At 58.9% G+C, this 11782-nt stretch carries 14 protein-coding genes and 1 pseudogene; 14 read left to right on the top strand and 1 reads right to left on the bottom strand.

From position 1 onward, the window contains the following. Nucleotides 1–7 precede the first annotated feature (7 nt). From hisI to CRD60_RS02340, 14 genes and pseudogenes are all read left to right on the top strand, one after another. A pseudogene (gene hisI / locus CRD60_RS02275) lies at nucleotides 8–390 on the top strand (phosphoribosyl-AMP cyclohydrolase). 85 nt (nucleotides 391–475) lie between these two features. Beyond that, nucleotides 476–2569, top strand: coding sequence for a bifunctional indole-3-glycerol phosphate synthase/tryptophan synthase subunit beta (locus tag CRD60_RS02280; RefSeq protein ID WP_113859710.1), 2094 nt, complete (start codon nucleotides 476–478; stop codon nucleotides 2567–2569). 5 nt (nucleotides 2570–2574) lie between these two features. After that, nucleotides 2575–3474, top strand: a complete 900-nt coding sequence (gene trpA, locus CRD60_RS02285; protein WP_113859711.1) for a tryptophan synthase subunit alpha — start codon at nucleotides 2575–2577, stop codon at nucleotides 3472–3474. Nucleotides 3475–3497: 23 nt separating this feature from the next. Then, complete coding sequence (gene lgt, locus CRD60_RS02290; RefSeq protein WP_113859712.1) at nucleotides 3498–4487, top strand: prolipoprotein diacylglyceryl transferase; 990 nt, start codon at nucleotides 3498–3500, stop codon at nucleotides 4485–4487. A 97-nt stretch (nucleotides 4488–4584) separates the two neighbouring features. Then, complete coding sequence (rpe, locus tag CRD60_RS02295) at nucleotides 4585–5250, top strand: ribulose-phosphate 3-epimerase (protein ID WP_113859713.1); 666 nt, start codon at nucleotides 4585–4587, stop codon at nucleotides 5248–5250. 130 nt (nucleotides 5251–5380) lie between these two features. After that, entirely contained in the window at nucleotides 5381–5644 is a 264-nt protein-coding gene (locus tag CRD60_RS02300; protein WP_113859714.1) for a phosphoribosyl-ATP diphosphatase, read from the top strand. Between the two features lie 33 nt (nucleotides 5645–5677). Next, nucleotides 5678–6529: an ATP phosphoribosyltransferase gene (gene hisG, locus CRD60_RS02305; RefSeq protein WP_113859715.1), complete on the top strand. Its 852-nt coding sequence runs from the start codon at nucleotides 5678–5680 to the stop codon at nucleotides 6527–6529. Nucleotides 6530–6543: 14 nt separating this feature from the next. After that, complete coding sequence (locus tag CRD60_RS02310; RefSeq protein ID WP_113859716.1) at nucleotides 6544–7158, top strand: CDP-alcohol phosphatidyltransferase family protein; 615 nt, start codon at nucleotides 6544–6546, stop codon at nucleotides 7156–7158. Between the two features lies 1 nt (nucleotide 7159). Then, complete coding sequence (locus CRD60_RS02315; RefSeq protein ID WP_113859717.1) at nucleotides 7160–8143, top strand: DUF881 domain-containing protein; 984 nt, start codon at nucleotides 7160–7162, stop codon at nucleotides 8141–8143. Next, nucleotides 8144–8476, top strand: a complete 333-nt coding sequence (locus CRD60_RS02320) for a small basic family protein (protein WP_113859718.1) — start codon at nucleotides 8144–8146, stop codon at nucleotides 8474–8476. Between the two features lie 3 nt (nucleotides 8477–8479). Beyond that, nucleotides 8480–9301, top strand: a complete 822-nt coding sequence (locus CRD60_RS02325; RefSeq protein WP_113859719.1) for a DUF881 domain-containing protein — start codon at nucleotides 8480–8482, stop codon at nucleotides 9299–9301. 8 nt (nucleotides 9302–9309) lie between these two features. After that, nucleotides 9310–9747 carry an FHA domain-containing protein gene (locus CRD60_RS02330; protein ID WP_113859720.1) on the top strand — a complete coding sequence of 146 codons (438 nt, stop codon included), beginning with the start codon at nucleotides 9310–9312 and terminating at the stop codon, nucleotides 9745–9747. A gap of 85 nt (nucleotides 9748–9832) precedes the next feature. After that, nucleotides 9833–10477 carry a MerR family transcriptional regulator gene (locus CRD60_RS02335; RefSeq protein WP_113859721.1) on the top strand — a complete coding sequence of 215 codons (645 nt, stop codon included), beginning with the start codon at nucleotides 9833–9835 and terminating at the stop codon, nucleotides 10475–10477. Nucleotides 10478–10596: 119 nt separating this feature from the next. Further along, nucleotides 10597–11067 (top strand): hypothetical protein, encoded by a 471-nt coding sequence (locus CRD60_RS02340; RefSeq protein ID WP_113859722.1) that lies wholly within the window; start codon nucleotides 10597–10599, stop codon nucleotides 11065–11067. A 313-nt stretch (nucleotides 11068–11380) separates the two neighbouring features. Here CRD60_RS02340 and CRD60_RS02345 read toward each other — a convergent pair whose 3' ends face one another. Beyond that, entirely contained in the window at nucleotides 11381–11728 is a 348-nt protein-coding gene (locus CRD60_RS02345) for an RNA polymerase-binding protein RbpA (RefSeq protein WP_113859723.1), read from the bottom strand. Nucleotides 11729–11782 lie beyond the last annotated feature (54 nt).

An 11782-nucleotide genomic window follows, 5' to 3' on the forward strand; every position in this document is an offset into this window, starting at 1 on the left:
ATGGACCATGTACGAGGAGCAGCAACAGCTTGATCAGGCCATAGCCTGTCGGCTCAAGCACGACAGCCAGGGACTGATCACGGCGGTGGTACAACAGTATGACAGCCGCCAGGTCCTCATGGTCGCCTATATGGATGACGAGGCCCTGCGTCGAACCATTACCTCCGGGAGGGTCACCTACTGGTCCCGTTCCCGCCAGGAATACTGGCGGAAGGGAGACAGCTCCGGCCATGTGCAATATGTCAGGGCCATCTCCATGGATTGCGATGGCGATGCCCTGCTGGTGGAGATCGACCAGCTGGGGCGGCCTGCCACACTGGAAGCAGGTCCTGCTTCCAGGCAGGTGGCCGGATTCCCGCACGCCTCGGCTCCCGTAAGGACCAGAGCTAAGCCTTCGGTTCATATGGCAAGACAGGGCGGCCCCTACAGGTATCAGGCGGATAGACTTGGTGCATCTGACCTGTAAGGAGGCACGATGACTGTCCTTGACCAGTTAGTGGCTGGAGCCCGGGAAGATCAGGAGCTGCGAGAGCAGACCCTTCCCCTGGAGGCGCTGCAGGAGCTTGCCAAGGCAGCTCCTGCGGCCATGGACGCCCACCGATGGTTGAAGCAGTCGAAAGCCGTGCCTGTCATAGCGGAAATCAAGCGTGCCTCACCTTCCAAGGGCCATCTGGGAGACATTCCCGACCCCGCAGCCTTGGGGCGCGACTATGAGCGGGGCGGGGCGTCTGCCATCTCCGTCCTTACCGAAGGCCGGCGTTTTCTGGGGTCCTTGCAGGATTTCGACCAGGTCCGCGCGGCGGTCCACATTCCGGTCATGCGCAAGGACTTCATCGTATCGGACTACCAGATCTGGGAGGCCAGGGCCCACGGGGCCGACATGGTCCTACTGATCGTCGCGGCCCTGGAGGACCAGGACCTCAAGTCCCTCCTGGACCTCACCCATCAGTTGGGAATGACGGCCCTGGTGGAAACCCACAGCCGCGAGGAGATCGACAGGGCCATGGCCGTAGGTGCCCGGGTGATTGGCATCAATGCTAGAAATCTCAAAGACCTGCGGGTTGATGTGCACAGATACCAGGAACTTGCCGCCGACCTGCCCGTAGATGTCATCCGTGTGGCAGAATCCGGGGTGTTTGGGCCCATCGAGTTGGAGGATTACGCCAGAGCTGGGGCCGATGCGGTACTGGTGGGGGAGGGTGTGGCCACAGCCGAGGACCCACAGCTGGCTGTAAGCCGTCTGGTGAGCGCCGGAGCCAGGGTCAAGGCCTCCGAATCCCGCCCCCTGGGCCAGCATGAAGGTCCCTACTTCGGCCAGTACGGGGGTCGTTATGTACCCGAGGCGCTGGTCGGAGCCCTTGATGAATTGGAGTCCGTATACGAGGAAGCCAAGGCCGATCCCTCCTTCCTTGAGGAGTTTGCCAGACTCAACCGGCGCTATGTGGGTCGGCCATCGCCACTGACCGAGGCCCCGAGGTTCGCCGGACGCATCAACGATCAGGTCGGGCTCAAGGCCCGTGTCTTCCTCAAGCGGGAGGACTTGAACCACACCGGTGCCCATAAGATCAACAATGCCCTGGGACAGGGCCTCCTGGTCAAGAGGATGGGCAAGACCAGGGTCATCGCCGAAACCGGAGCTGGTCAGCATGGTGTAGCCACAGCCACGGTCTGCGCCATCTTCGGTTTGCGATGCCGAATTTACATGGGCCAGATCGACGCCCGCCGTCAGGCCTTGAACGTGGCACGCATGCGCCTGCTGGGCGCTGAAGTGGTGGAGGTCACCCAGGGAACCAGAATCCTCAAGGACGCCATCAACGAGGCCCTGCGCGACTGGGTGACCAATGTCAAGGACACCCACTACCTCCTGGGTACGGTGGCTGGCCCCCACCCCTTCCCCTCCATGGTACGGGACTTCCAGAAGGTCATCGGTGAGGAGGCCAGCGAACAACTGCGGGAGGAATACGGCATAGCCAGTCCAGATGCCATATGCGCCTGCGTGGGCGGCGGCTCCAATGCCATTGGCATCATGAATGCCTTCCTTGACGACCCCAGCGTCAACCTCTACGGTTATGAAGCTGGAGGTCATGGGCCCCAATCCGGCGAGCACGCCATCAGGTTCGCACCTGGAACCGGTGAGCTTGGTCTCTTCCAGGGAGCCAAGTCCTACCTCCTGGAGACCGATGAGGGCCAGACCCTCGACACATATTCCATCTCGGCGGGTCTGGATTACGCCTCGGTGGGTCCTGAACACGCCTGGTTGCGGGACATGGGCCGGGTCAATTACTCCTGGGCCACGGATGAGGAGGCCATGAGCGCCTTCAAGGATCTGTGCGAGACCGAGGGCATCATTCCCGCCATTGAATCCTCCCACGCCCTGGCCGGTGCCTACAAGGCGGCGGCGGACCTCAAGGCCAAGGGCTATGAACACCCGACCATCATCGTCAATGTCTCAGGACGTGGCGACAAGGATGTGGCCACAGCCGGCAAGTGGTTCGGCTACCTTACGGACGAACAGAGCCAGGCCCTCGAGGCCAATGAGGCCCAAGGCTCCAGCAGGGAAGGAGAGTGAGCGTGATGTCACAGTCAGTCATCGGCGGCAACGCCGTAGCAGGGGGAGTGGGCAAGGACCAACCCCTGGGATTCAATCACCGCCCCAGCCCTTCACGGGTTCGGCTTGATGCCTGCGAGGCCAAGGATCAGCCGGCTTTCATAGGTTATCTCCCCTACGGTTTCCCCAATGCTGAAGGGTCCTTGCAGGCCATTGAGACCATCTGCCGACATGGAGTGGACCTGGTCGAGATAGGCCTGCCATATTCAGACCCCGTCATGGACGGGCAGGTCATCCAGTCGGCGGCCAGAATAGCCCTGGACCAGGGCGAGCGCATAGCCGGGGTCTTCGAGGCGGTGGAACTGGTGGCGGCCTGTGGTGCGGTGCCCCTCATCATGAGCTACTGGAACCTGATCTTCCACTATGGGGTTGAGAACTTTGCCAGGGATTTCGCCAATGCTGGTGGAGCGGGCCTGATCACCCCTGACCTCATTCCTGATGAGGCCGGCGAATGGATAGAGGTCTCCGACCAGCATGGTCTGGACCGTATCTTCATGGTGTCGCCTGATTCCTCGCAGGACAGGCTCAAGACGGTGGCTGGCAACAGCAGGGGTTTTGTCTATGCGGCCTCGCGGATGGGTGTCACCGGTGAACAGGAGAGCATATCCGCCTCCCCGCAGACTTTGGTTGAGACCACCAGACAGGCCGGTGCCGACAAGGTTTGCGTTGGTCTCGGCGTCTCCACTGGTGACCAAGGGGCCCAGGTCGGCGCCTATGCCGACGGTGTCATCGTGGGATCCGCCTTGGTCCATTGCCTCTTGGATGATTCAGGTCGTAGGTCCAGGGACCTGCAGGAGGGCTTGAACCTTCTGGCCGCCAAGTCCGACGAGCTCTCCCTTGGCATCCACACTGCACGTCTGTCGTAAAAGACGACTACCATCAGATAACTATGACACTGGCTTACCTTCCTTCACCCGGCATCTCCCAGTTCTCACTGGGGCCGGTGACCATTCACCTCTATGCCCTGTGCATTCTCTTGGGCATTGTTCTGGCGGTCTGGATCACCACTGTCCGCTGGAAGCGCCTGGGTGGCAACTTCGACCAGATTCTTGACATCACTCTGTGCGCCATCCCGGCGGGCATCATCGGTGCCAGGCTCTACCACGTCATCACCACTCCAGAACGTTTCTTCGGTCCCCATGGTGACTGGGTCGAGATCTTCCGTATCTGGAATGGCGGCCTGGGCATCTGGGGCGGTGTGCTGCTGGGGGCTTTGGCGGCCTGGGCCTGGTGCCGGCACAAGCATTACCCCCTAGCCCTCCTGGCTGATGCCGTGGCTCCGGCCCTGCTGGTGGCTCAGGCGGTGGGCCGTTTAGGCAACTGGTTCAACCAGGAACTATATGGTGCTCCGACCACCATGCCATGGGGTCTGAAGATTGATATGGCTTCCCATGCCATAGGCTCCAGCGAACAGTGCTATGACGGTGGCAGCTGCCCCGTCGGCACCCTCTTCCACCCCACCTTCCTCTATGAGATGATCTGGAACCTGATTGGTGCGGCCCTGCTGGTCTGGATCGGTTCCAAGACCGTCAAGCTGCTCAAGGCCGGCTCCCTCTTCGCTCTGTATGTCATCTGGTACACCACCGGCCGCACGTGGATTGAGGCCCTGCGTATCGACTTCGCCCATGAATTCCTGGGTGTCAGGCTCAATGTCTGGGTCTCCATGGCCGTCTTCATCCTGGCCGTAATGGCCTTCGTCCTGATTCAACGTTATGGCAAGTCCAGCGCGCTGCTGGCCGAAAAGCTCAGGACCGTGACAGAACTTGAGACCAGGGCCATGCACGGTGATAAGGACAGCACAAGCAAAGCAAACCCGAACAAGGCCATTGAGGATGAAGCTACCAGTCTTTATGGGGTCGGCAGCGCACAGCTGGACTAGAGGTATCCAGATCTGAGCTGTACTGTGTGCCAATGTTCTCAAGCATTGGCGGACCCGCCTGACCTTCAAGTCTCTTGCCTCCCCTAGAATGGATGGTATGGATATACGCATCGCACCAAGCATTCTTTCCGCCGATTTCTGCAACCTGGAGAGGGACCTCAAGGCCATATCCGCGGCCGATTTGGTCCATGTCGACCTGATGGACCACCATTTCGTGCCCAACCTGACCATTGGCGAGCCCGTGGTCGAGCGGATCTGCCAGGTGACTGACTTGCCGGTCGACGTACACATGATGCTGGAGGACGCCGACCGTTGGGCGCCTGAATACGCCAAGCTCGGCGCCTCATCCGTCTCCTTCCATATGGGAGCCACCCAAGCACCGGTCCGTCTGGCCCGTCAGCTGCGCGATATGGGTTGCCAGGCCTGCTTCGCCGTACGACCCGCAGAACCGGTGGAACCCATCTTCGACATCCTTGATGAATTCGATATGATTCTGATCATGACCGTTGAGCCCGGTTTCGGTGGACAGAAGTTCCTGGACAACCAGATGGCCAAGGTACGCCGTCTGCGCGATGAGATCAGCCGCAGGGGCGCCAAGACCCGCATTCAGGTCGATGGGGGAGTCAGCAGTTCGACCGCGGCCATTGTGGCCTCCTCCGGAGCCGATACCCTGGTCGCCGGATCGGCGGTCTATGGGACCTTAGACCGCACCCAGGCCATTGTGGACATTCGAGACAAGGCCCAAGCGGCTTACCGCGACTAGCGCTCACCAACCCAACCATGGTCCGCGGGGGAAGACTGGCCGTATAGCGGACGCAGCTAACGCCGATGGGTCCAATCGGTGGATACTGTAAAGCCTGACCCGGAATTGACCCAGCGAGGAGAGCAGACCCATGAAGACCTTTGAATCCCTGTTTGCGGAACTATCCTCCAAGGCGGAACAGCGCCCCCAGGGGTCCCTGACCCTTGACGAACTGAACAAGGGCACCCACTTCATCGGCAAGAAGATCGTCGAGGAGGCCGGTGAGACTTGGGTCGCGGCAGAATATGAGGGAGCCGACCGAACAGCCGAGGAAATGAGCCAGCTCATCTACCACTTGCAGGTTATGATGATTGACCGGGGCATCAGTCTGGACGATATATACCGATACTTGTGATTCCACCAGTCCGGCAAGGGTGAGGAGAGCGACATGTTGAGAATAGCAGTGCCCAATAAGGGTATGCTGTCGGAACCGGCCTGGACCATGCTTGGTGAGGCCGGTTACCGCCTGCGGACCAATCCACGCCAGTTGGTGGTGGATGATGGTGACAACGATATCGAGCTCTTCTACTTGCGCCCCTTGGATATAGCCGTCTACGTGGGCAGTGGAACCATTGATGTGGGCATCACGGGTAGGGACCTACTGCTCAACTCCAACACAGAAGCCCATGAACATATGCCCTTGGGCTTCGCCGGCTCCACCTTTCGCTGCGCAGCACCAAACGATTCCCCCATCACCGGCCTTGCCGACATCCAGGGCAAACGGGTGGCCACCTCCTACGACAAGTTGGTCGGCGACTACCTGGCCAGTCATGGCATCCAGGCACAGATCATCCATCTTGAAGGCGCCGTGGAATCCTCGGTCCACCTTGGCGTGGCTGACCTCATAGCCGATGTGGTGTCCACCGGCACCACCCTGCGCAACGCCGGACTTCATACCTTCGGTGACCCCATCCTCGAATCGGAGGCGGTCCTGATCAGGTCCCCGCGCCTACAGGAGGACGACTCCAGACTCACCATATTCAGCCGTAGGCTACAGGGTGTCCTGACAGCCCATCAGTATGTACTTATGGACTATGACATTCCGGTTTCCAAAGTTTCCGAGGCGGTGGCCGTCGCACCGGGATTCGAGAGTCCCACCGTCTCACCCCTGCACGATAAGGAGTGGTCCGCCGTTAGGGTTATGGTTCCCAAAGACAAGGTCAACCAGCTCATGGACAGGTTGCATGACGTCGGTGCCCGGGGCATCATCGTCACTGCCCTGCAGGCTTCCAGAATCTAGGCGTCACCAACGGTATGAGCGAGCAAATCAAGCAAGAGTCTGAGAACGGATATGGCCCGGAAGCACGGGATATCCTCTTTACCATACCCAATCTGATCAGCGTATTGAGGATTATCTCAATACCATTCATCGCGGTCCTGACCTCAAGGCATCAAATGGTGCCGGCCCTGGTGGTCCTGGCCATATCAGCGGCTTCGGACGGACTGGATGGCATCATCGCCAGGTCCTTCAACCAGGTCAGCAAGATCGGCCAGATACTCGACCCCATTGCCGACAGGTTGCTCATATTCTGCTCGATTCTGGCCCTGGCAGTGGCGGGCATCATCCCCTGGTGGATGCTGATAGTGGTGGGTATTCGTGACCTCCTCCTCGCCTTCCTGATCCTGGTACTGGCTCAGCGTGACTACGGCCCCCTTCCGGTTCACTTCGTAGGCAAGACCGGTACGGCCCTGCTGATGATTACCATTGTTGCCCTTATCTTCGCTGACATCTGGTCCAACACCTTCACCTGGATTCTCCACCTGGCCGGCCTGGCCGCCGGCATCTGGGGTGTGGCCCTCTACTGGCTTGCCGGCCTGTTGTATGTCAAGCAGGGGCTGAGTCTGATCGCTGAGGACGGGAGCCACTAGAATGCCTCTGGATTCAGCCGAACTCCCTGATTCCTACCCTGTCTCCGACGATGGAGCCCCAGCCAGGCGTAGGGCCGTCTTCTCCAGCGCGGTCAAGGGGCTCGGCTCCCAGCATGCCGATGATTGGGAGAACCTGTCACTGGCCTCCCGACGCTACCGTCGCAAGGTCTCTGACAATGCCCTGCGGCTCATAGATGATCTGACCAACCGTTCGGTCGATCCCATGTTCTCCGACTCGCAGCTTGCCCGGAAACCGCAATCTCCTGTGGCCCTGTGGTCAACCAGGATCATCGTCTTCATTTTCTGTGTGGTGGTTGGTTTTGCGGGCTCGCTCTTTGTCCAGCAGCTTCACACAGACCCCCGCAAGGCCGTACGCTCCAGCCTGGTGACCGAGCTGACCGGGCAGAAGCGGGAGCTGGCCAGCCTCACCAAGCAGGTCGACGACCTCCGCAAATCCGTTGACGACCAGTCGGGCAAGCTCGCACAGAATGAGGACAACCCCACGCTGGTCCAGGAGCAGATGATCAACGGCCAGATACCCGTAACCGGGCAGGGGATCACGGTGACCCTGGCCAATCCGCTCTCGGCCAACAAGGATGGGGTCACAGGCAATGCCCCCAGGGAATCCGCAGGCAACCGCATCCGTGTGGTCACCGACACGGACTTGCAGGCCATCACCTCACTGCTCTGGCAGTCTGGGGCTGAGGCCATATCGGTCAACGGCTATCGGATAGGTGTCCAGACAGCTATCCGTCTGGCTGGCCAGACCATTCTGGTCGGTGCCGACCCTATACAAAGTCCCTATACAATAGAAGCCATAGGGAATGCAAGAGACCTGGAGGCAGCCGTCAGATCCAGTGACCGGCTCTCACTGGTCGATGCCTTCCAAGAGGCCGGCATATCCATGCAGGTGGGGCGATCGGGGAAGCTCAATCTCAAAGCGGCCGCAATAGGTGATATAACCCATATCGAGGGGAGCAGGTAGATGGCAGCGGTGTTGGGCCTCATAGTGGGAGTGATCATAGGCATATTCGTACGCCCGGACATCCCCATCTTTCTGCAACCCTACCTGCCCATCATGGTGGTGGCCGCCCTTGATGCGCTCCTGGGCGCCGGCAGGGCCTATTTTGAACGGAGCTTCTCCGACCGGGTCTTCGTCATCTCCTTCATCTCCAACGTCCTGACCGCCACCCTCCTGGTGCTGCTGGGCAATCAGCTCGGTGTGGGAGCCCAATTGCAGACGGCCGTTATCGTGGTCCTGGGCATCCGTATCTTCTCCAATGTCTCAACCATCCGTCGCTTCATATTCAAAGGTTGATGCATGGCGGGAAAACACAAGGACAAGGACCTGCTCAGCCGCATGCACGTCCAGCATGCCCAGGACAAGGAGAACGACCGGATGGACACCGGCTCCTTCGAGGCAGTTCGTTCAAGGCCCAAGCGCCGCGGCTGGAGCAACCCACTGAAGACCAGATTGATGACCAGCATCCTCATAGCCCTCCTGTGTGGTCTCCTTGGGTTCGGTTTTGCCCTGCAGGTCAGCAACTCCACATCCATGTATGAGACTATGAGCGAGGAGGAGCTGACCCGGCTGATCACCGAATCATCCACCCAGGTGCAGAATCTGGAGCAGCGCAAGAGCGAGTTGACCAGCCAGCTGGACTCCCTCAAGAAGGCCGCCGACAAGCAGGAGGAGGCCGAGCGCATCGCCAAGGTAAACGAGGAGACCTCAGGTCTCCTGGCAGGTAGGCTTCCGGCACGGGGCAAGGGAATCGTCATCCGCATCTCCCAAGGGTCCAAGGACAAGGTGGACGCCGCCACCATGTTCCAACTCTTGGAGGAGTTGAGGATTGCCGGCGTTGAGGTCATGGCCCTGAATGACGTCCGTGTCATCACCTCGACCTATGTCAGTGATGGTAAGGAAGGCCTGGAATGTGACGGCCATAGTCTAGAGGCCCCATACACCCTCAAGGCCATCGGAGACCCCCAGAACCTGCAGAATGCGGTGAACATCGCCGGGGGAGTGGGGTCCAGACTCAAGGTGAAATTCGGCTCATCGGTCTCGGTGACCCCCTCAAATGACGTAGTTATCGAGGAGATACGCACCGATAAGGCCTATGAGTACGCAAGGAAGGTAGAATAGGGCACACTATGACTGATTCAATTCCGAGTGCAGGCGAAACCACCATCATCGGCATGCCCGCCATCACGATACCGGTAACCTCCACGGGTGACCGTCCGCTGACCCAGGAGGACCTGGACACCATATCGCGGCTGGCCCCGGGAACAGCCTTGCTCATTTCGACCAGGGGAGCGGTATCGGGTTCGCGCTATCTCCTGGATGAGGATGAGGTCAATGTGGGCCGTGACCCCCATGCCGACATACTCCTGGATGATTCCACCGTTTCCCGTTCCCACGCCATCTTCCGCAGGCAGGGCGAGGGCTTCGAAGTCCTTGACGCTGGTAGCCTCAATGGCACCTATGTCAACCGGCAGAGGGTGGACAGAGCCACACTGAACAACGGCGATGAGATCATGATCGGTAAGTTTCGCCTGGTCTTCTTCACGAAATCAGCCCTAATCTCCTAGTCATCTTCCTTCAGTCGGGTCTAGACTGTAAGCAGTATCACGGTGCAGTTCCATTCCTGATGAGGCCAGAAGCGGGAGGTTGACTATGGAAGCGAAGTCCACAGCTGTGGATTTGCATCTCAGCCAGCAGATGAGGGGGAGTGAGAGTCTCCGAGTACAGGATGCCGTCCAGGGTGAGCTCTTCGTATCCGACGATACCCTGCCCCAGCGTGGCTATCGGGGGACCGTAGCCTCCAAGGTTGCGGGCATCACCTACCGGCAGTTGGATTATTGGGCACGAAAGCAGATTCTCGAACCCTCCATCACGCCCTCCAACGGGTCAGGTTCTCGGCGCCTATACTCCTTCAAGGACGTGGTCATCCTCGCGGTATCAAAGAAGCTTCTGGACGCAGGTGTCAACCTGCAGAATATGACCAGTGCCATCGCCTTCCTATCCCAGCGGTCCGCTGAGGACCTGGAGCATGTGACCATCATATGCGACGGTCAGCAGGTCATCGAATGCACCAGCAGCGAGCAGCTTCTCGACCTCATGCACAGTGGACAGGCCATTTTCGGTGTTTCGATTGACTCCCTCTGGCACCATATAGAAGCAGCCCTGGAGAACGAGGAATTCGTCGATCTCACCGAGTCGCCAGCCAGCAAGACCAGTGGGCGGCCCATAGATGAACTGACGGCCCTGCGTATGCGCAAACGGCTGGAGGCCCAGCGTCTGGCCAGGGAAAGCGCTTGAAGCACCCCTGGCAATGGTTCAGACTCCTTCTTGAGGATGGGTCTGCTGCTAGTATGATGTCCAGGGAGGTTGATGACTTCTGGTAAATCGACTGACGCTACGGACAAGAGGATAGGTGAGTGGCCATGCAGGATCTGGTGCCAATGGGCTTATGGGTTATCGCCGTGGCTGTATGCCTGGGCATATGCATTATCTGCGTGCTCAGGGGAGCCCTCAGCAAACCCACCCTGTCGAGGCCCATCAAGCCCGTTTCCTGGGTGGTGGTAGGCATGCAGCTGGTTTCCGTTGTCCTGTCGATGGCACCCTTCCTTGCCTTCAAGCTTTCGGCCGACGGTATGGGCGCTGCCATGCTTGGTTTCTATCGGGGGGCGGGACTGGCGGCCGCCGGTATCCTTATTCTCTTAGTCGTCGCGGAATTGGCGCTCATGTATCTGCAGGCCAGCAAGTCCACGCAGTTCACTGAACTGCTCAGGGCAAGCCATCAGTCGGGAATTCAGAATGACCTGACTATGCAACAGGACGACGTTCACGATGAACAACAGCTGGAGCGTGATCTGGAAGCCTCCTTCGATGATCCCAACGAGGATTAGGGTACGGATTTGCTGATGCCTTATCTGATGGAGGATAGGGCTGAAGTAATGAGGACAGCAAAAGCTCGACGTGATTTTAAGTCACATATATAATCTGACATAACGTACATTATCGGATATATATACGTAACCCTCCGTGGCGACCTGTCACGAACACTGGTTCATAGTCAGACCAGGCTTTTACCTGTTCCAAAGGAATCCTCATACAAGCAGGCACCGTTGGGAACATTCAATAACGGTGCTTTTGTCATACCACTCCATAGTGTCGCCATCATAGAAAATGATTCAATTCCCGATGCCTGACTTCGTCGACTTACTCGTAATCCGGGAACCAACCCTCACGGTGCATCTTCAACCGCTTGTCCAGAAGCTCCTTGAGCTCGTCCTCGTCACGGCGCTCTACGAGCATGTCCCAATGGCTGCGCACGTTGGCTACGGTATGCTCCTCATCATTGGGATTCTTGCCCTCGATGTGGGCCATCTCACCGCAACGGCACTCCCACTCATCTGGAATCTCCGCGCCCTCAGCCAGCGGAAGAATGGTCCGATGGCCCTTGGGGCAGACATAGGCGACCTCCGTGCGTGCCGCCAGTTCGACATGCTCGTCAGACTCCAAGGACTTTGCCCCGATGCTCATACCACGTAGACTACGCTCGGCCATCCAAATCTCCCTCTTAATCGTTTACTTGCTTCCAAGCTACAGAACAGCTCGGAC

The sequence above is a fragment of the Bifidobacterium aemilianum genome (assembly GCF_003315635.1).
Classification (GTDB): Bacteria; Actinomycetota; Actinomycetes; order Actinomycetales; family Bifidobacteriaceae; genus Bifidobacterium; species Bifidobacterium aemilianum.

Bases quoted from the DNA above. Each gene is read 5' to 3' on its own strand.
- hisG (WP_113859715.1), top strand. From the start codon at position 5,678: ATGTTGAGAATAGCAGTGCCCAATAAGGGTATGCTGTCGGAACCGGCC.
- CRD60_RS02335 (WP_113859721.1), top strand. From the start codon at position 9,833: ATGGAAGCGAAGTCCACAGCTGTGGATTTGCATCTCAGCCAGCAGATG.
- CRD60_RS02315 (WP_113859717.1), top strand. From the start codon at position 7,160: ATGCCTCTGGATTCAGCCGAACTCCCTGATTCCTACCCTGTCTCCGAC.
- CRD60_RS02330 (WP_113859720.1), top strand. From the start codon at position 9,310: ATGACTGATTCAATTCCGAGTGCAGGCGAAACCACCATCATCGGCATG.
- lgt (WP_113859712.1), top strand. From the start codon at position 3,498: ATGACACTGGCTTACCTTCCTTCACCCGGCATCTCCCAGTTCTCACTG.
- CRD60_RS02320 (WP_113859718.1), top strand. From the start codon at position 8,144: ATGGCAGCGGTGTTGGGCCTCATAGTGGGAGTGATCATAGGCATATTC.
- rpe (WP_113859713.1), top strand. From the start codon at position 4,585: ATGGATATACGCATCGCACCAAGCATTCTTTCCGCCGATTTCTGCAAC.
- trpA (WP_113859711.1), top strand. From the start codon at position 2,575: ATGTCACAGTCAGTCATCGGCGGCAACGCCGTAGCAGGGGGAGTGGGC.
- CRD60_RS02280 (WP_113859710.1), top strand. From the start codon at position 476: ATGACTGTCCTTGACCAGTTAGTGGCTGGAGCCCGGGAAGATCAGGAG.
- CRD60_RS02345 (WP_113859723.1), bottom strand. From the start codon at position 11,728: ATGGCCGAGCGTAGTCTACGTGGTATGAGCATCGGGGCAAAGTCCTTG.
- CRD60_RS02310 (WP_113859716.1), top strand. From the start codon at position 6,544: ATGAGCGAGCAAATCAAGCAAGAGTCTGAGAACGGATATGGCCCGGAA.
- CRD60_RS02300 (WP_113859714.1), top strand. From the start codon at position 5,381: ATGAAGACCTTTGAATCCCTGTTTGCGGAACTATCCTCCAAGGCGGAA.
- CRD60_RS02325 (WP_113859719.1), top strand. From the start codon at position 8,480: ATGGCGGGAAAACACAAGGACAAGGACCTGCTCAGCCGCATGCACGTC.